Raw genomic sequence first — 20,220 nt, 5'->3', positions numbered from 1 at the left:
CTGGGCAGAGCAATGTCCGCGCTGTGGGAGAAATTCGATTCGGATAAGATCAAAAAAACCGTCTCGCAGGAGACGGTTTAACCATGTTATCAATTTATGTGTGCGCTGGGTTTAGAAGCTTGCGCTACGTGGAGTACGTGGGAATGGGATCACATCACGTACGTTACCCATACCCGTTACGTAAGAGACCAAACGCTCAAAGCCGAGACCAAAACCTGCATGTGGTACGGTGCCGTAACGGCGCAGGTCGCGATACCAGTCCATATGCTCAGGATCGATACCAAACTCACGCATACGTGCATCGAGGATCTCCAAACGCTCTTCACGTTGTGAACCACCAATGATTTCACCGATACCAGGGGCCAATACATCCATCGCAGCTACTGTTTTGCCATCTTCATTCATACGCATGTAGAAGGCTTTGATGTCTTTCGGATAGTTTTTGACGATAACCGGCGCTTTGAAGTGCTCTTCAGCCAGGAAACGCTCGTGCTCAGAAGCGAGGTCGATACCCCATTCCACTGGGAATTCGAAGGTTTTGCCGCAGTTTTTCAGAATTTCAATCGCATCGGTATAATCGACTTGGGCGAAATCTGAGTCAACAAATTGCTCAAGGCGTGCAATCACTTCATTGTTGATGCGGTCGTTAAAGAACTCGAGATCGTCACGACGCTCTGCCAGTACGGCTTTAAACACGTACTTGAGCATATCTTCAGCCAGTCTAGCAACCGTATTTAAGTCAGCAAACGCGACTTCCGGTTCAACCATCCAGAACTCCGCCAAGTGACGGCTGGTGTTTGAGTTTTCGGCACGGAAGGTTGGGCCAAACGTGTATACCTTGCTGATCGCACAAGCGTAAGCTTCTGCGTTGAGCTGGCCTGATACGGTCAGGAAGGTTTCTTTACCAAAGAAATCTTGGTTGTAATCCACTTTGCCGGCATCAGTGCGTGGCAGGTTTTCCATATCCAGCGTTGATACGCGGAACATTTCACCGGCACCTTCTGCATCAGAAGCCGTGATCAGTGGCGCAGAAACCCAGAAGTAGCCTTGCTCGTGGTAGAAACGGTGAATCGCTTGTGCCAAGCAGTTACGCACACGCGCGACGGCACCGATCACGTTAGTGCGCGGACGCAGGTGCGCCACTTCACGCAGATATTCAATCGAGTGGCGAGTTTTCGCCATTGGATAAGTGTCGGCATCTTCCACCCAACCCACCACTGTAACGTTGGTGGCCGCCAGTTCAAAAGCTTGACCTGATGCAGGTGATGCGACGATGGTACCGCTTACTTCAACTGAACAGCCTGTGGTGAGCTTGAGAACTTCGTTGTCGTAATTATTCAGATTATTCGGAACCACGGCCTGAATCGGGTTGAAACAAGAGCCGTCATAGATGGCAAGAAACGAAATTCCAGCTTTGGAATCACGACGTGTGCGAACCCAGCCGCGAACAGTGACTTCACTGTCTACTGCGAGCTTGCCGCTTAGTACGTCATTTACAGGCGCGTAAGTCATGTTTATTACAGTCTCCGTTGAGATAAAGAACCACCCATTCGCTGTTGAGGCAATCATTGCGCAACAGACTAAATATTGGGTGGTCGAGAGTTTTACAGATTCAACCGAACATATTACCTGTCAATTTGCTAGCTTCAACCTTTAATGTGGTTTGAACGCACAATTGTTGCCAATCTTATCGTCTTTGCTCGTCAGTCAGCTCTGGCCAACAGCACTATGACCGCTAATCTACTCGCGTGCCAAGGCATCGATCGGATTGAGTTGAGCGGCGTTGCGTGCGGGCATATAGCCAAATACCACGCCGATCAAGGTCGAGCATAAGAATGCAGAGACAATCGAGGTATTCGAGTAGATCATGCTAAAATTGCTGCCTAAACTGGCGAACAGTGTTCCGAGCAGATAAGCCAGCCCAATCCCGATGACCCCACCACACAAACAGACCAACACCACTTCAATCAAAAATTGGCGTAAAATGTCATTTTGTCTGGCACCGACCGCCATGCGGATGCCAATTTCTCGTGTGCGCTCGGTGACCGAGACCAACATGATATTCATTACCCCAATGCCGCCGACAACCAACGAAATCAGTGCGATAGCTGAAATTAATAGCGTCATAGTGGCGGTGGTTTTTTGGATGTTTTGCTGAATGGTATCGGTATTGACGGTAAAGAAATCTTGCGTTCCGTGGCGCATTTTCAACAGTGAGATAATCGCTTGCTCAGCGGCATTACTGGCGGTGTCGTCATTGACGCGTATCGAAATGCGATCCAAATAATTTTTGCCGACCATGCGTGCGCTGACCGTGGTGTAGGGGAGCCAAATATTGAGCGAGTCACTATTACCAAATGCGCTCTCCTTGGCTTGGGTGACACCAATAATTCGAATTGGTAAGTTGCCAGCAAAAATCACTTGCCCGATCGGGTTTTGATTGGTAAACAGCACGTTACGCGTGTTGTGATCAATCACCGCTTCCTGAGCTAAGCTATCAACACTGGTTTGATCCCAATATTGCCCCTCGGTCAATTGATAGCCGCGAACTCGGAAAAAATCTGCTCCCACGCCTTGAACGGAAGCGGTCACGGCTTGATTGGTGTATTTGATGGTGACTGAATTGGCTAGCGTAGGGGTCACGCTATCCACAAAGGATAAATTGGCGATCGCTTGCGCGTCAGCGGCGGTTAAAGTGCGCACCCGTGCCGAGCGCCGGTCGCCAAAACCACTGCCGGGCATCACATCAATGGTGTTGGTTCCCATTGAGGCGATGCTATCGAGAATCGATTTTTGTGAACCGTTGCCCAGTGCGACCACTGAAACGACCGAGGCAATACCAATAATAATCCCCAGCATGGTGAGAAAGGTGCGTAAGCGATGATTAGACATGGCCAGCAGCGCCATTTTTAGCGCTTCGGTTAAATCCCCCAATAACTTGCGACCTGCGCCAACCGTACTGGATCGCGAGCGGGTTTCGATCGTTTCTGGTTTATTGGCTAATTGAGATGAGTGATGAGTGGTATCGCTCAGGATCTGACCATCTTTGATTTCAATGATCCGATCCGCATATTGAGCAATCTCCATATCATGGGTCACGATAATGATGGTATGGCCTAATTGATGCAGCTCTTGCAGTAACGCCATCATTTCTGAGCTACTTTTGCTGTCTAATGCGCCGGTGGGTTCATCGGCCAAGATCACATCGCCACCATTAATCAAAGCGCGTGCCACCGATACACGCTGTTGCTGACCACCGCTTAACTGATTCGGTTTATGCTCCAAACGATCGGCTAAACCTAAGCGGCTGAGTAGGGTAGTGGCACGCTGCTGACGGGATGATTTATCCAGTCCGGCATAAATCGCCGGAATTTCTACATTGCCCAGTGCAGTCAAATCTCCCAATAAGTGATAGCGTTGGAAGATAAACCCAAAATATTCACGGCGTAGTTGAGCCAACTGATCGGAATTGAGCTGTGCGGTATTGTGGCCATTAACCCAGTATTCCCCGTTGCTCGGTTGATCGAGACAGCCAAGAATATTCATTAAGGTGGATTTACCTGAGCCAGAGGCACCGACAATCGCCACCATCTCACCGCGTTGAATGGTTAAATTGACATTATTGAGCACGCAGAGCGTCTCTTCTCCGGTGGTGAAGAGGCGGTTAACACCGCGCAAATCGAGTAAGGCTTGTGACATTAGAAACGCATCCCCGCAGGTCCCATTCGAGGGCTCGCTGACCCTGAGTTTTGGCGTGGAATACCAAGAATAATTTGATCGCCTTCTTGTAACCCCGAGGTGATTTCAGCACTGACTTTGTTGTTAATCCCCACAGTCACATCACGCATCACTTGCTTACCATCGTTTAACACTGGAACTTGATAGCGAGCGGCTCTACCTGGTTGGCGGATTAATACTTGAGCCGGAACGAGTAGAACATTTTCGGCTTTATTTAATACGACGGAGACCTGAGCGGTCATGCCAATCCGTAAGGTACGATCTGGATTGTCGACTTCAAATAAGCCGTGGTAATAAATCGCTTGATCATTACTGACCGCAAGATCTTTATCATTACCATCCATCAAGGTTGGGCCTGGTTCAATCGCGCGCAACGTGCTGTGATAACGTTGATTGGCGTTACCCAGAATGGTGAAATAGACCGGAAGTCCTGGTTGGACATGAATAATATCCGCCTCAGAAATTTGCGCTTTGATGGTCATTTTTTCGAGTTGAGCCAGCTCAATAATGGTCGGCGTGGTTTGATTGGCGTTGACAGTTTGCCCTTCTTCCACCGCAGTATAAACTACGGTGCCGTCTAATGGTGCTTGAATGGTGGTGTAGCCTAAATCGAGCTTGGCACTATCAACGGCGATCTTGGCTTGCTCTAATTCTGCGTTGAGTTGTTCTAATTCCGCGAGGTAAACGGCCAGCGTCGTTTCTGCCGCCTCATAATCTGCTTTGGAGCTGGCATTGGCCGATAACATACCTTTTTGGCGCATAAATTCGGATTGCGCTTGCTTGATCAGCGCTTGTTTGGCACGAATTTGCGCATTTAGGCTATTGAGTGAAGCATTGGCTTTTTTGAGATTGTTTTGCTGAGTGAGGCTATCGATTTGTGCCACGATATCACCTTGCTTGATCTCATCGCCGAGTGCTACGGCCAGAGTTTCAATCTGGCCTGAGACTTGTGCTCCGATGGCGACCAGTTTAGATGCTTGTACCATACCTGTTGCGAGTACACTGTATTCAATATTGCCGCGCTGTACCGCTTGAGTCGCAAAACTTGGTGGCGTTTCACGCGGATAAACAAAGTAGCTTACGCTCACGATGACACTCGCGAGTACGATGAATCCGATCAGTTTTGGGTTGAGTTTATGTTGAGACATGATGCCGCACACCGCCAATAATAAGCGTTAAAAAAGATGCGGTTATTTATCAATATCTACTGCGGTTAAACAAGATGGGTGCGCGTAAAACTAGGTAAAGATACGTAAAGCGAAACGAGCCGAAATAAAAAACCCAATGCAAGTGCATCGGGTTTTGGTCATGATAAGAGTTAACGTGTTGTCTGATGAGGATTAGCAGATCACTTTGATCGCCAAACCACCTTGCGAGGTTTCACGGTATTTGGCGTTCATGTCTTTGCCAGTTTCAAGCATGGTTTCAATCACTTTATCCAGCGACACGCGCGGCGCAGAAGAGCGACGCAGCGCCATGCGAGTTGCGTTGATGGCTTTGACTGCCGCAATCCCGTTACGCTCGATACAGGGAACTTGTACTTGTCCTGCGACTGGATCACAAGTCAAACCCAGGTTATGTTCCATGGCAATTTCCGCAGCCATACACACTTGTTCAGGGCTGGCACCTAATAGTTCGGCAAGACCCGCCGCCGCCATCGAGCAAGCGACGCCGACTTCACCTTGGCAGCCGACTTCCGCACCAGAGATTGAAGCATTACGCTTGTACAAACCACCAACGGCACCGGAAGCTGCAAAGTAACGGATGTAATCTTTCTCGGTCACGGTTTGGATAAATTTGTCGTAGTAAGCCAGCACCGCAGGAATAATGCCACAGGCACCGTTGGTTGGTGCGGTAACCACTCGGCCACCCGCGGCGTTTTCTTCGTTAACTGCAAACGCATACATGTTCACCCAGTCCACAACCGCCATTGGATCGTTGGTGGTTTTTTCTGAGGTCAGCAGTTGTTGGCGTAGTGCGGCGGCACGGCGAGGTACCCGCAAAGGCCCAGGTAAAATACCTTCGGTATTCATCCCGCGCTCCATACACTCACGCATGGTGCGCCAGATGTTAGCAAAATAGGTGCGCACTTCTTCGTCGGAATGCATGGCTTTTTCATTGGCCATCACCAGCGTGCTGATCGAAAGACCATGTTGTTGACACTGGTTAAGTAGTTCTTCGGCTGAGCGGAACGCATAGGGTACTTGGATCAGAGATTCACTCTCTTTACCAAAGTGTTCTTCATCAACAATAAAACCACCACCAATCGAGTAGTAAGTTTTGCTGAAGATGTTTTCATCGTTAATCCAAGCGTGGATCTGCATCCCATTTTCATGCAATGGCAGATTGGTGCGGTGGAAATTCATCCCACCTTCACGAGGAAACGAGACGGTATGACAGTGCATACCAACAGGAAGACGTTCAGTTTCTGTAACCCGAGCGATAAAGCTTGGGATCGCATCGATATCCACTTTTTCTGGCGTGTTGCCTGCCAGACCCATGATGATAGCGATATCGGTATGGTGACCTTTCCCTGTCAGTGATAGCGATCCATAAACGTCCACGGTGATTTTAGTCACGTCGCGCAATTTTCCCATTGAGCGAAGTTCGTCAATAAACTCTTTACCCGCTTTCATTGGCCCAACTGTGTGTGAACTGGAAGGGCCAACACCGATTTTATAGATATCAAATACACTAATCATTTGATTGCCTCAAAACGAAGCCCCCCGAGATCAGGGAGGCTTTTGGTATAGTTATTTTTGTGTTTTAAGCTCAGCCGTAGCGGTTGAGATTAAAGAGCGCCGTAGACTACCGAACTAATCGCAGCCAAGCCACAAATAACGGTAAAAATCTGCACGGGTGCGGAAGTCTTGAACTTCGCCATCGCCGGCACTTTGTGCATTGCAAACACAGGCAGTAAGAACAGGATTGCTGCAATCATTGGCGCACCCATGGTTTCGATCATGCCTAAGATGCTTGGGTTAATTATAGCCACCATCCAAGTAGTGATCACGATGAAACCCAGTGACAGTTTTTCAATCTTGTTGATTGGCATATTGCTGCGTGATTTTACCAAACCGACCAAACCTTCATGTGCACCAAGGAAGTGACCAAAGTAGCTTGAAGTGATCGCCGCAAATGCCACGATTGGGCCTAAGTAAGAGATGATGGGTGAGGCGTGAGCGTTAGCAAGGTAAGACAACACCGAAATGTTTTGCTCTTTGGCCATTGCTAGTTGCTCTGGAGAGAGTGACAGTACGACTGAGAATACAAATAACATCACAAAACCCATCAGCATCATGGCGGCACCGCCAGTGATCATGTCGGTTTTTTTCACTGCATTATCACCAAACTGTTGGCGCTGCTCTTTAGAGAACTGAGAAATGATAGGGCTGTGGTTGAAGGAGAACACGATGATTGGGATCGCAAGCCATACGATAGCCGGCATTGCTGACCAGTCAGGCGCGACTTCGATCATCGACATATTCCAATCTGGGATCAGATAGAAAGAGAGTGCTAACAGAATGAATACCAGTGGATAAACCATGGCAGAAGTGGCTTTCAGCATCAACTCTTTACCAAATACCACCCCAGCCGTCATCGCCACAATCAGTGAGCCTGATAACAACCAACGCGGGATCGATGCCATACCGATTTGGTTAACCAGAAATGAATCAACGGTATTGGTGATACCTACACCGTAAATCAATACGATAGGGTAGATAGCAAAAAAGTAAGCGAAAGTGATCAGGTTCGCGCCCGCTTTACCAAAGTGCTCTTCGACCGTGTCAGTAATGTCAGCCTCTGGATTTTTGGCGGAGAGTACAAAACGAGCTAAAGACTTATGCGCAAACCACGTCATTGGCGCAGCAATTAATGCAAGGATAACTAATGGCCAGAAACCACCCGCACCGGCTTTGATCGGTAGAAATAGCACACCGGCACCAACCGCAGTACCAAATAGGGACAGTGCCCAGGTGAAATCTTTGTAGGTCCACTTACTAGCAGAACGTGCTGTAGAAGTAGCCACTGTTGCAGTATTCATATGTTTTTACTCATTTGGGGAACAGGAAATAAGTTGGAGCGCATTTTGCACATTTTTCACATCAGAAAATCAGATCTAAATCATGAATAATTACAGTTATTAAAACTTAATGCAAAAATCTATTTTTGATCACGAAATTGGCGTGCCACATGTGAAATATGTTAATCCGATGGATTAGTTTTATTTATCTTGCCAGCGGGGATTCTCATTGGGCGGTTTGGCAATCGATTGCTCATGGCTTGGGTTAGATTTTCTAATCTTATTCTAGGCGTGATGATCGTGTTTAAAGCGACGACCTCGATTCACTGATGATGATGAAAAATTTGTTTTTGCAGGGATTGGATGATTTGCGCGGTCATACCCCATATAAAATGCTGTTTATAGGGGAGAGCAAACACCCGATGACGGTGATTTTTTAGTGCAAACCGATCGCTATACAGATTTTGCGGATCCAGTAAAAAATCAAGCGGCACTTCAAACACTTCATCGACTTCGTTGTGATCCCGCTTGACTGAGTAGTCAGCGTCAATCCATGCCAATATCGGCGTGACCGCAAAGCGGCTCACGGTCACTAAGCTGGGTAGCTGACCCAAGATATGGATTTTGTGTGACGGAAGGCCAATTTCTTCATAGGCTTCGCGCTGTGCGGTGTGTTGTAACGAGAGGTCGCTCGGTTCATATTTGCCGCCTGGGAAACTGATCTGCCCAGGATGATGTTTTAAATGTGCCGCGCGTTTGGTCAAAATCACTTGCAAGCCGTGTGGCCGCTCGACCACAGCAATTAATACCGCCGCTTGACGCAGTGAATCGGGCATCAAATGCGCGACTCTTAATAAGCTCTGTGGATGATAAGGCACAGGCAAATGCATCTGAAATTGTTGGATAAATTGATGGCGGCTGATGATATGCACTCTAGACCTCTGCTCGTCTTTTAGGATTATAATACGCTTGATTAACCCGCTAACGTTGGCAAAATTCGGCTCAGTTTATCCAGCGTTTCTTGGTATTCCGCTTCCGCTTGACTATCGGCCACTAAACCTCCGCCCGCCCAAGCATACAACTGCTGCTGATAAGCGACTAAGGTGCGGATAGTGATACTGGTATCCATGCTGCCGTGCCGACTTAGATAGCCAATCGAACCACAATAAGCGCTGCGGCGCTGCGGCTCTAACTCTTCAATGATTTGCATCGCTCGCACTTTGGGTGCCCCCGTAATCGATCCCCCCGGAAAGCAAGCACGCAGCAAATCGGCGGCTTGATAAGGGGTATCTAGCGTGGCACGAATCGTACTGACCAAATGGTGCACCGCCGGGAAGCTTTCGATAGCAAATAGCTTTGGTACTTGCACGCTGCCCGGTGTCGCCACTCTGCCAATATCATTGCGCAATAGATCGACAATCATCAGATTTTCAGCTTGATCTTTTTCGGCGTTGGCTAACTCGTGCATGAATGCCGCATCTTGGCGTGGATCATCACTGCGAGGACGAGTGCCTTTGATCGGTTTGGTTTCAATCACCCGATCGACCAGTTGCAAAAAACGTTCAGGCGAAACACTTAAAATTGCCCCTTGAGGAAGGCGTAAAAAGGCGGAGTAGGGCGCTTGATTGCCCGCTTCCAACTTCAAGTACGCTTGCCATTCACTGCCGGTGTAACTGGCTTGAAAACGTTGCGCAAGGTTGATTTGATAGCAGTCACCAGAGCGTAAATAGTGCTGAACTTGGTCAAATTTTGCTTGGTAGGCGGCGTAACTCATATTGGCTTGCCATGGCGAGGTGAGGGCAAAATCGCTGGTGATGGTGTGATGGTTGTCGCGCTGCTGATTTAGCCAAGCCCAAGCTGATTCCACCTGTTCACCAACTAATTGTGCGGTCTGTTGCTGATGATCGACCACCAGCGCCCAAGAGTAGATGCCTACCGCCATATCGGGCATGGCAATATCTTGCTTCGCTAAGCTCGGAAGAGTTTCGACTCGTCGCCCCAGATCATATGCGAAATACCCCAGCGCACCACCAACAAACGGCAGTGGGGTAGAATGGTTCAAGTTGGGGAGATATTGCTGCTGAGTGTGCGCCAACACCGTGAAGGGATCATCGGTCGATGATGTCACGCCATCTGGTGCGATGATTTCGGTGAATTCACCTAAGGTCGTCAGCGTTGCCAGCGGATTGGCAACCAAAATATCAAACCGACTATCACCGTGAGTGGTAGAGGCAGAACGCAGCAGCATTGCCCAAGGTTGCTGTTCAATCGCTGTAAAAAATTGTTTAGCAATATCAGCTTGATAAGTTAAATGTTTGTATTCAATTGGCGGTATTTGTTGGCTATTCATTTGCGTAATTTGTGACAGAGCTGTCGTTGATTGCGTGGCATCGCGGAAAAAGCAAGAGTATCATAAAAATCTCATACAAAGCTGCTACTTAGCGAGTCAGCGTCATTTTCGAATTGGAAGCGAAGACTTGCCTAAGCGGCAGTACATGGAAGAACGTAATAACGAGGCAAGCAATGACGGTAATACGCAAGCAAGATGTGATCAGCAGTGTTGCTGATGCGCTGCAGTACATCTCCTACTATCACCCATTAGACTTTGTACAAGCCCTAGAAAAAGCCTACCAACGTGAACAAAGCCAAGCGGCAAAAGATTCTATTGCTCAAATTTTAATTAACTCGCGCATGTCTGCAGAAGGGCATCGACCGATTTGCCAAGATACCGGGATCGTCACTTGCTTTGTGAATATTGGTATGCAGGTGCAGTGGGATTCGACCGATATGACGGTGCAGCAAATGATTGATGAAGGGGTGCACCAAGCCTACACCAATCCAGATAATCCACTGCGCGCTTCGGTATTGATGGATCCCGCTGGTAAACGAATTAACACCAAAGACAATACTCCAGCGGTAGTGCACATTACTATGGTGCCCGGTGATAAAGTCGAGATCCAAATTGCCGCTAAAGGGGGCGGTAGTGAAAATAAAACCAAGATGGTGATGCTCAATCCATCCGATGATATTGCCGAATGGGTGGAAAAAACCGTGCCCTTGATGGGCGCGGGCTGGTGTCCTCCGGGTATGCTTGGGATTGGGATTGGTGGTACCGCTGAGAAAGCCGCGGTATTGGCTAAGCAAGCATTAATGGAAGATATCGATATTGATGAGCTGATTGAACGTGGTCCACAAAATGCCGAAGAAGCACTGCGTTTAGATATTTTCAACCGTGTCAACCGACTTGGCATTGGCGCGCAAGGTTTAGGTGGCTTAACCACAGTCGTGGATGTGAAAATTAAATCGGCGCCGACTCACGCCGCTTCAAAACCCGTCTGTATGATCCCCAACTGTGCGGCTACCCGTCATGTGCATTTCACTTTAGATGGCAATGGTCCTGCGAAGCTCACTCCGCCAAAATTGGAAGATTGGCCACAAATCACTTGGCAGGCGGGGGCCAATACGCGCCGAGTCAACCTTGACACCATTACCCGTGAAGAGATCCAAACATGGAAAACCGGTGAAACCGTATTGCTGTCAGGTAAGATTTTAACTGGGCGTGATGCGGCGCATAAGCGCATTCAAACCATGTTGCAACAAGGGGAAAAATTGCCGGAAGGGGTCGATCTGAAAGGTAAGTTTATCTACTACGTTGGCCCTGTCGATGCGGTACGTGATGAAGTGGTTGGCCCTGCTGGCCCGACCACCTCAACCCGGATGGATAAATTCACCGATATGATGCTCGAAGAAGTCGGCGTGATGGGCATGATTGGTAAAGCGGAACGTGGCCCAGCGACCGTTGAATCGATTAAAAAGCACAAAGCGGTGTATTTGATGGCGGTCGGTGGTGCGGCTTATTTAGTCGCGAAAGCGATTAAGCAAGCGCGTGTGGTCGCATTTGAAGATCTCGGCATGGAAGCGATCTACGAATTTGAGGTTGAAGATATGCCCGTGACTGTCGCTGTCGATTCGCGTGGTGCTAATGCACATCAAATTGGCCCTGATACTTGGCGAGTCAAAATCGCGCAAGCGGCCCACTAACGGAAGATTGACATCTAAACCGTTGGCAAACAATCACTCAGGTGCAACATTGGTTGCACCTTTTTACTATGATTTTCTTCTTGGTATTTTCTGCTTGGCATTCTGTTGCTAATTGAAACGACGGCGGTGTTGTCGACCTACAATACCAACGGGTTTCGGTATACAATCAACTTATTCTTGATCCCTAAGGAGTTATAAATGCCTCGTTTTATCCAGATCCTACAAATCATTATTGCGCTGGTAATTGTCTTTTTTGTTGGTACTGATCTTATTTTTAACGGCATCAGCATTTTCAATGACAAATACGTCACCATTACTTGTGGCTTATTTGTGTTGCTCGAAATTGCCCTATTTGCGATCTATAAACTGATTGAACAAGACTAATCTTGATGGTTCGTCTCTGTCCAACTTTAGTCGCGCCGAATCCGTGTAGAGACGATCAGAAAGAGCAATCTTAGCCCGCCACTTATCTTTGAGCCAGCTTGATCAGTACGGCATTGATTGAGCTGGTTCAAGCCTCATTTGGAGTTAGCCATGCAGCGAGTTCGTCAAGAGGTGAGCGATTTTATTCATCGTGGCCTCGATTCTCATGTTCGTCTGGCCGTGACAGGGCTTTCCCGTGCAGGTAAAACCGCGTTTATTACATCGTTAGTCAATCAATTGCTGCATACGGCAACCCATCACAATTTGCCTTTGTTATCAGCCACTCGCGAACGACGAGTGATTGGCGCGAAGCGTGTGCCGCAAAGCAACATGATGGTCCCGCGTTTTGCGTATGATGAAGCGATGGCACAACTGCAAGCGAATCCGGCACAGTGGCCAGAGCCTACGCGAGATGTGAGTGAAATTCGCTTAGCGATTAAGTACCAGCCGAAAAAGCGCAGCAAAAAACTCTTCACCCGCACCAGCACGCTGTATCTGGATATTATTGATTATCCTGGGGAGTGGTTACTCGATTTACCGCTACTGGATATGGATTATGCCACTTGGTCGGCGCAGCAATTCAATGCGCTGCACGGTTTACGTAAGCAGCTCGCCGCGCCTTGGTGTCAAGCGGTTGAGCAGCTCGATGTTAGCCAAGAAGCCAATGAGCAAACCTTGGCAGATATTGCCGCGTTGTACACCGATTACCTACATCAATGTAAAGCCAATGGCCTGCATTGGGTACAACCAGGGCGATTCGTGCTCCCCGGCGAGCTAGCGGGCGCGCCTGTGCTACAGTTTTTTCCGTGTCTTAATGCTCCACAGCCGGCGAGCAAACAGAGTTACTATGCGCTATTGCAAGCGCGTTATCAGCAGTATCAGCATAAAGTGGTGAAAGCTTTTTATAAGCACTATTTTGCAACGTTTGATCGACAAATTGTACTAGTGGACTGTCTTTCACCTCTCAATGCAGGGCATGAGTCATTTTTAGATATGCGCCGCGCACTTGAGCAAATCATGCAAAGTTTTCGTTATGGACGTAGTGGAGTCTTGCGCCGCTTATTCGCGCCGAAAATTGATAAAATACTGTTTGCTGCCACTAAAGCTGACCATGTCACACCTGAGCAGCATGTCAATTTAGTCGCATTACTGCAGCAGATGATCCATCCGGCATGGCAAAACACCGCTTATGAAAATATTGAGATGAACTGCATCAGTATGGCGGCGGTACGTACCACTGAGGCGGGTTACATCATGCAAGGCGATCGCAAAATGGCGGCGATCCAAGGCGTAAGCCTTGAGGGACAACCGCTCACATTATTTCCCGGTGAGGTGCCGAGCAAACTGCCTGCACCGGAGTACTGGCAGCGGCCAGCCTTTGATTTCAGCGCCTTTCGGCCACTCACCATCGCCAGTGATGAACCATGTCCACACATCCGGATCGATAAAGCGCTGGATATTTTGATTGGAGATAAACTGCGATGAGCGATCTCAAAACCAAACAGATTTTTAGTGAGCCGTTGCAAGGCCGTGTCGAAATCCCGACTTTTACCACTCAACAACCATTCGATGCTCAGCAACAATTCGATGCCCAACAAAAATTTGTGCCTATGCCGGTTGCAGAACCGGGCGAAGAGTTCGCTGCACAAATCGAAACGATTATTCGCCCACGCAAAGGCCGCAAATGGCTGGCGGGTGGCCTATTGGGGGCATTCAGTGGATTGGTGGCATGGCAGGCCGTCGACACATTATTGCTCGCCATAAATAGTGGCGATTGGCTCAGTTTAGGTTGGACTAGTCTGGTGAGCGTGTTAGCGGCATGTGGTATTGGCGCGATCGGCAAAGAGCTGTGGAAGCTGCGCCGTTTAGCGCAACATTTCAGTGTCCAGCAGCAAGCAGAAGCTTTGATTAAGCAAGATGGGGTGGGGCAAGGGCAAGCATTCTGCCAACAGCTTGCCAAACAGGGGGTTGTAAATCAGTCCGGTTATCTGGCTTGGCAAAACTCGCTCCACAGTAGCCACAGTGATGCAGAGATCATCGATTTATATGATGCTTTGGTGGTGGCAGAACAAGATCAACAAGCCAGTCAAATTGTTACTCGTTATGCTACGGAAGCGGCAGCATTAGTGGCGATTAGCCCGTTGGCGATCGCGGATATGCTGTTAGTGGCTTGGCGTAATTTTTCAATGATTGATCAATTAGCACACATCTATGGGGTGGAGCTGGGTTATTGGTCGCGGATCAAACTGTTTAAAGCGGTGTTGCTCAACATGGCCTTAGCCGGAGCGAGTGAGCTGGCGGTTGAAGCCAGTATTGAGCTGTTTTCAATGGATGTGGCGAAACGGGTTTCTGTGCGCGCTGGACAAGGGGTTGGGGTGGGTATTTTGACCGCACGTTTGGGGATTAAAGCCGTGGGTTTACTGCGTCCACTGCCTTGGCATGCAGAACGACAGCTTAAATTGAGCGCGGTGCGCAAACAAGTGATCAGTAAAGTCGCCGCATTGATCACTAAATAGACCGCGCGTGTTTAATCTACACTCAGTTGGCAGGGATTGCTTGACGCCTCAGCAGCCTTAGGCGACACTACTGTCAACTTTTCGTGACACTTCAAACAGGATCCTAGCACCGTGCGCCTTGAAGTCCTATGTGAAGACCGCCTTGGTCTAACCCGCGAGTTATTAGATATTTTGGCCTCTAAGAGTATCGATCTCCGCGGAATTGAAATTGATGTGATCGGGATTATTTACCTCAATTGTCCTGACCTTGATTTTGAAAGCTTTAGCGAACTAATGGCTGAAATTCGCCGTATTCCGGGAGTGAAAGATGTCCGGAAAATTCAGTTTATGCCGATTGAACGGCACAATACGGAGTTGATCTCACTGCTCAACAACCTGCCCGATGCTGTGTTGGCGATCAATCTTAAAGGGGCGGTGGATATGGCTAACCATGCTGCTGCCGAACTCTTTAATCGTGAAGAGGCCAGTATGCTTGGTCAGCACATATCGGCATTGACCCCCGCGTTTAACTTTGTGCGCTGGTTTGAAGGCAGTAAGGCTCGCCTGCGTGAAGAAGTGGTGATCGAGGGGCTCGACTATATTATGGAGATCATGCCGGTCTACATTTGTGGCGATTCCAAACAATCCACTTTAGCCAGTGCGATGATGATATTACGCTCTGCCACGGCTGGCTTGCCTACTACGAGCACTCTTTCGCTGCAAAATCACTTAGGCTTTGAGCATTTTGTCGGTGTTTCCAATCGACATAAAAGTTTGATCAGTCAAGCCAAGAAATTGGCGATGCTCGATGAGCCGTTGCTGATTGAGGGCGAAACCGGCACTGGCAAAGAGATGCTGGCGAAAGCGTGCCATAACCGCTCGGCTCGTGCTAATGCGCCGTTTTTGGTATTGAGCTGTGCTTCAATGCCCGATGATGTCGCTGAAACCGAACTGTTTGGTCATGCGCCGGGATCGTTTAATCATCAGCAAGGCCATAAAGGCATCTTTGAACAAGCCAATGGTGGCACAGTATTTCTCGATGAAATCGGTGAAATGAGTCCACATTTACAAATTAAGCTCCTGCGCTTTTTGCAAGATGGGACCTTCCGCCGAGTTGGTGAAGAGCACGAAATGCATGTCGATGTACGAGTGATCGCTGCCACACGTTATCATTTAGCGGATTTAGCCGAATCTGGCCATTTCCGCGCCGATTTGTTTTATCGGCTCAATGTCTTGACGCTACGAATACCCGCGCTGCGTGAACGACCAAGTGATGTACAGTCGCTGCTGGAGCTCTTTATCACTAAGCATTGTGCGAAACTTGGCATGCTGAAGCCGACATTGAGCACCGATCTGTTGGATAAACTGAGCCAATATCCGTGGCCGGGCAATATGCGCCAATTGGATAATATGGTGCTGCGTGCCTTAACTGAAATTGAGGGGGAAGTGCTCGGCATTGAGCCGTTCCACTTGCCGCAAATCGATACGGTAAGCGCCGCGTCCAGCCTTAACCTTGATGGCTCGCTCGATGACATCATGAAGGAATACGAATCGCAGGTGTTGGATCGTCTGTTCCAAGCTTTCCCTTCTAGCCGTAAATTGGCCAAACGACTCAATGTGTCGCACACTTCGATTGCCAATAAATTGAGAGATTATGGGATCAGGAAGCGCTGATGAACCACACCAGTACTCGCGATCAAACTGACGCTAGCGGTTATCCGCTAGACGCGGATTTTTACCAAACCGATGGCGAAATCGTTGTGCGCTGCGCGCAGATTGCCGATGCGAGACGAGTATGCGACTATTTTGTGGCTAATCGCCTGCACTTAATGAAGTGGGAGCCACAGCGTGACCCTGAATTTTTTACGGTTGCCGGTTGGTTACAGCGTCTGCTGAAACTGCATGAATTGCATAAAATGAAACTGGCTTACTATCTGCTGATTTTTGATGCCAAGCGTGATGTGATGCTAGGCACTATCTCATTTAATAACCTGATCCGCTTTCCATTCCACGCCTGCCATGTGGGTTACTCATTAGCGTATGATGCGCAAGGTAAAGGCATTATGACGCGCGCATTAAGCATGGCTTGCCAAGCGATGTTTGAACAACATAATTTACACCGCATAATGGCCGCGTATATGCCACACAATCAGCGCAGTGAACAGGTGTTACAACGAGTGGGTTTTATGCCAGAAGGGCACGCTAAAGATTACTTACTGATTAACGGCCAGTGGCAAGATCATAATCTGATGTCACTGATCAACCCTAATTGGCAAGCATAATCGGCTTATCTTTCTCACCAATTATTGACCAGTAAGCCAGCGTGGCTTGCTGAATATTTAAGGAAATTCAATGTCTTATTTGCCTTTGGAACAGTACCAAAGAAAATGGATTTTTACTCATGCCTCGATGCCGCTGCCTGCGGAAGATCTTGCGCAGCTCAAGCCGATGGAGCCACTGCGTGCCGCGCAGTTTTGGAAAGAAAACATCAGTGAGATGAGTCCTGATGCAGAGCGTTTTAGTTCACAAGATTGGCCGCGTAAAGCGGAGTGTTGGAGTGGTGAAACCAGTTGGATGGCAGAGTGGGAAAGTGATGAGCCACAGTTACCACAGGCGCTCGCAGAACATCTCGCTTGGCAAGATGATGTCACGGTGTATTTCTGCTACGAAAAATACAACATAGTCGAGACCAAATGGTCGGTATTTAAACGCCATTGGAAAAACTTTTTATTTTATGATGATGGTCCACTGTTGCTTGGTCGTCGCCGTAAAGAAGTTCTGTGGTTTAGCAGTGAAGGGAAAGCGAAATTCGGACTGCGCCCATAAAAAATCCGGCTTAGGCCGGATTTTTCGTTGTAAAAACGTATCGGTAATCTGTGTACCATCAGCTCGTGTTAGTGCTGATTGAGGTTGGCTGCCGCCTTTGCGTTAGTCGCTGCCGAAAGCGTCGAGCCCATCGATGCGGTGATGATCATAAAAATCGCCAACCACTGACTCCATTGCAAGCTTTCACCTAAAATGGCTAGCCCTGCGATCGCGGCAATCGCCGGCTCTAAGCTCATTAACACACTGAAGTGCTGAGTTGACAGGCGACTGAGTGCGATCATTTCTAAACTGTAGGGCACTGCGCTCGACATTACGGCAACTAACAGTGCCATCGGTAGAATTGACCAGTTAAAAATCGATGCCGTGGCGAGCTGGGTGGCAATCGGCAGATAGATCACTGCCGCTACGAGCATGCCAATCGCAACTGTTACTCCACCGGAAGCGACGCTACCAGCACGTTGCCCAAACCAAATATAGCCTGCCCAGCAAGTTCCTGCGGTCAATGCCAGCAGTACGCCAATCGGATCTAATGCGTCAACCCCATTCATATCAGGCAGTAAACAGACAATCCCGAGAATGGCACAGGCGACCCAAATCAGATCTTTTTTACGTTTTGAAGAGAGCAGGGCAAGCAGTAATGGCCCCGAAAACTCTAAAGCGACCCCAATCCCGAGTGGAATACGCTCAATCGCGAAATAAAAGCTCAGTTGCATCCCACCTAAACTGGCACCGTAAATCAGCATTGATCGCCACTGTGGTAAGCTTAAGCGTGCGCGCCAAGGGCGGAAAATCAGCAGTAAAATTAAAGCGGATAAACTAATCCGTAGCGCCACTGTGCCCCCAGGGCCGACCAGTGGAAATAACTGTTTGGCAATCGAGGCGCCAGATTGAATGGTGATCATGGCGGCAAACAAGCTCAGCATCGCGATCAACAGTGGGGATTTTATCGTTGGCATAAATAGTGAAAAACTCAGCAGAAAGTGCGCGCTGATTATGCCGTAAAAAAAGGATAGGAGATAGCCACTCGCAAGCGTTGCATGCCGATTGCTGCTCACGAGCTGAAATGGCCGCTTTTTAATACAGAGTGATTTTGTTAACTGAAGCTCACTTTTAGGTATTGCTCAGCTTAGAAACTTTAATCATTGATCTAACACCAAACATTTCTTTTTCACCTATCAATAATGACCTTTGCCGCTGTGAACGCGTGCCTTCTATTCGTCAATATCCAATCAAATCTCAGGAAGAGTGAACATGATACGCCCTTATCTTAAATATATTATTCCGTTGCTGATCCCATTACTGGTGCTGATGCTGCCAACCACGGCGTTTCCGTTTGATGGATTAACGGTAATTCAACAGCGGGTCATCGCGATTTTCTTATTAGCGGCACTGTTGTGGGTATTTGAGCCGATCCCGATTTACTCTACTTCGGTGGTGATCATTGTGCTCGAAGTGCTGATGTTATCGGATAAAGGCTTGATTCTGTTTCGGCTTGATGAAGGTATGCCCGAATTTGGTGTGTTACTTACATCGACGGAAATTATGGCGACGTTCGCTAATCCAATCATCATGCTGTTTTTAGGTGGTTTTTTCTTGGCAATGGCGGCAACCAAATACCGTTTGGATGTCAACTTAGCTCGCGTATTGCTCAAGCCGTTTGGCCATAATCCTAAATATGTGATGTTAGGGTTAATGTTGATCACGGCGGTGTTTTCGATGTTTATGTCCAATACCGCTACGACGGCAATGATGCTGTCGATTTTAACGCCAGTGATTGCGCTATTTGGTCCCAAAGATCCCGGCCGAGTCGCTTTTGCACTGTGTATTCCGGTCGCGGCTAATATCGGTGGGATTGGTACTCCGATCGGCACTCCACCCAATGCCATCGCCTTAAAATACTTGGTTGGAGATAACTTAATTACCTTTGCGGAATGGATGGCATTTGGTATTCCTTTTGTGGTGATTTTAATGGCGATAGCTTGGTTTTTGCTGGATGCGTTGTACCGAGCTGAGCAGAAAACCATTGAGTTGACCATCAAAGGCAAGTTTTTGAAAACTCCGAAAGCCATTATTGTCTACATCACGTTTACGGCGACGATTATTTTGTGGATGCTGGGCTCACTGCATGGCATGAATTCTTACTCGGTGGCATTAATTCCAGTCGCGGTCTTTTCGGTCACTGGGATCATCGGTAAAGAAGATTTGAAAATGATCTCTTGGGATGTGCTGTGGTTGGTTTCTGGTGGTATCGCATTAGGGTTAGCACTCGATAAAACCGGACTGGCTGAGTTGGTCGTACAAAGTATTCCATTTGATCACTATTCGCCTTACATCGTGATTTTGGCCGCATCGCTACTCTGTTTATTAATGGCTAATTTTATGTCCCATACTGCTACCGCGAACTTATTGATGCCAATTATGGCGGCATTAGGCGCCTCAATGACCTCACTCACGCCGTTAGGTGGGGAAGTGACCTTGATTTTGGTGGTCACCTTTGCGGCATCGCTGGGAATGTCATTGCCGATCAGTACCCCACCTAATGCCCTGGCCCATGCCACTGGTAATGTGCAAAGTCAGCAAATGGCAAAAGTGGGGGTTATTTTAGGTGTGATCGGGGTGTTGATGAGTTTTGTGATGGTGTGGATCCTGAATATGGTCGGCCATTAAGGAAAG

16 protein-coding genes are annotated in these 20,220 nt (G+C 48.3%); 8 read left to right on the top strand and 8 right to left on the bottom strand.

What is annotated here, in order from left to right; translation table 11 throughout:
- Window positions 1-111 precede the first annotated feature (111 nt).
- From asnS to pabB, 7 genes are all read right to left on the bottom strand, one after another.
- Window positions 112-1,512 (bottom strand): asparagine--tRNA ligase, encoded by a 1,401-nt coding sequence (asnS, locus tag G7083_RS00600; RefSeq protein WP_166013091.1) that lies wholly within the window; start codon window positions 1,510-1,512, stop codon window positions 112-114.
- Window positions 1,513-1,740: 228 nt separating this feature from the next.
- Window positions 1,741-3,699, bottom strand: coding sequence for a MacB family efflux pump subunit (locus G7083_RS00595; protein ID WP_166013090.1), 1,959 nt, complete (start codon window positions 3,697-3,699; stop codon window positions 1,741-1,743).
- Entirely contained in the window at window positions 3,699-4,886 is a 1,188-nt protein-coding gene (locus G7083_RS00590; protein ID WP_166013089.1) for an efflux RND transporter periplasmic adaptor subunit, read from the bottom strand. The genes G7083_RS00595 and G7083_RS00590 overlap by 1 nt, the downstream gene beginning before the upstream one ends.
- Window positions 4,887-5,078: 192 nt before the next feature.
- On the bottom strand, window positions 5,079-6,440 hold the full coding sequence (locus G7083_RS00585) for an L-serine ammonia-lyase (RefSeq protein ID WP_166013088.1): 1,362 nt from the start codon (window positions 6,438-6,440) through the stop codon (window positions 5,079-5,081).
- 89 nt (window positions 6,441-6,529) lie between these two features.
- Window positions 6,530-7,783, bottom strand: a complete 1,254-nt coding sequence (locus tag G7083_RS00580; RefSeq protein WP_166013087.1) for an aromatic amino acid transport family protein — start codon at window positions 7,781-7,783, stop codon at window positions 6,530-6,532.
- A gap of 302 nt (window positions 7,784-8,085) precedes the next feature.
- Window positions 8,086-8,694, bottom strand: a complete 609-nt coding sequence (locus G7083_RS00575) for a CoA pyrophosphatase (RefSeq protein ID WP_166013086.1) — start codon at window positions 8,692-8,694, stop codon at window positions 8,086-8,088.
- A 41-nt stretch (window positions 8,695-8,735) separates the two neighbouring features.
- Window positions 8,736-10,112 carry an aminodeoxychorismate synthase component 1 gene (gene pabB, locus G7083_RS00570; RefSeq protein ID WP_166013085.1) on the bottom strand — a complete coding sequence of 459 codons (1,377 nt, stop codon included), beginning with the start codon at window positions 10,110-10,112 and terminating at the stop codon, window positions 8,736-8,738.
- Window positions 10,113-10,285: 173 nt separating this feature from the next.
- On the opposite strand from pabB, the gene G7083_RS00565 reads away from it, so the two are divergent.
- From G7083_RS00565 to G7083_RS00535, 7 genes are all read left to right on the top strand, one after another.
- A complete protein-coding gene (locus G7083_RS00565; protein ID WP_166013084.1) occupies window positions 10,286-11,803 on the top strand; it encodes a fumarate hydratase in 1,518 nt (505 codons plus the stop codon).
- A 198-nt stretch (window positions 11,804-12,001) separates the two neighbouring features.
- A complete protein-coding gene (locus tag G7083_RS00560) occupies window positions 12,002-12,187 on the top strand; it encodes a hypothetical protein (protein ID WP_166013083.1) in 186 nt (61 codons plus the stop codon).
- A gap of 150 nt (window positions 12,188-12,337) precedes the next feature.
- The gene (locus G7083_RS00555) at window positions 12,338-13,711 is read left to right on the top strand and encodes a YcjX family protein (RefSeq protein ID WP_166013082.1); all 1,374 of its coding nucleotides are present in this window, start codon (window positions 12,338-12,340) and stop codon (window positions 13,709-13,711) included.
- On the top strand, window positions 13,708-14,742 hold the full coding sequence (locus tag G7083_RS00550; protein WP_166013081.1) for a TIGR01620 family protein: 1,035 nt from the start codon (window positions 13,708-13,710) through the stop codon (window positions 14,740-14,742). Before G7083_RS00555 ends, G7083_RS00550 begins: the two co-directional genes overlap by 4 nt.
- 111 nt (window positions 14,743-14,853) lie before the next feature.
- The gene (tyrR, locus tag G7083_RS00545; RefSeq protein ID WP_166013080.1) at window positions 14,854-16,395 is read left to right on the top strand and encodes a transcriptional regulator TyrR; all 1,542 of its coding nucleotides are present in this window, start codon (window positions 14,854-14,856) and stop codon (window positions 16,393-16,395) included.
- The gene (rimJ, locus tag G7083_RS00540; RefSeq protein ID WP_166013079.1) at window positions 16,395-17,003 is read left to right on the top strand and encodes a ribosomal protein S5-alanine N-acetyltransferase; all 609 of its coding nucleotides are present in this window, start codon (window positions 16,395-16,397) and stop codon (window positions 17,001-17,003) included. The genes tyrR and rimJ overlap by 1 nt, the downstream gene beginning before the upstream one ends.
- 70 nt (window positions 17,004-17,073) lie before the next feature.
- The gene (locus G7083_RS00535; RefSeq protein WP_166013078.1) at window positions 17,074-17,547 is read left to right on the top strand and encodes a DUF2947 domain-containing protein; all 474 of its coding nucleotides are present in this window, start codon (window positions 17,074-17,076) and stop codon (window positions 17,545-17,547) included.
- Window positions 17,548-17,615: 68 nt separating this feature from the next.
- Here G7083_RS00535 and G7083_RS00530 read toward each other — a convergent pair whose 3' ends face one another.
- Window positions 17,616-18,503, bottom strand: a complete 888-nt coding sequence (locus G7083_RS00530; protein ID WP_166013077.1) for a DMT family transporter — start codon at window positions 18,501-18,503, stop codon at window positions 17,616-17,618.
- Between the two features lie 298 nt (window positions 18,504-18,801).
- On the opposite strand from G7083_RS00530, the gene G7083_RS00525 reads away from it, so the two are divergent.
- The gene (locus G7083_RS00525; RefSeq protein ID WP_166014960.1) at window positions 18,802-20,214 is read left to right on the top strand and encodes an SLC13 family permease; all 1,413 of its coding nucleotides are present in this window, start codon (window positions 18,802-18,804) and stop codon (window positions 20,212-20,214) included.
- Window positions 20,215-20,220: the final 6 nt, after the last annotated feature.

Source organism: Vibrio sp. HDW18 (assembly GCF_011306175.1).
Lineage (GTDB): Bacteria > Pseudomonadota > Gammaproteobacteria > Enterobacterales > Vibrionaceae > Vibrio > Vibrio chanodichtyis.
The sequence above is the reverse complement of the archived record's forward strand: the minus strand, read 5'-3'. Positions and strand labels throughout refer to the sequence as shown.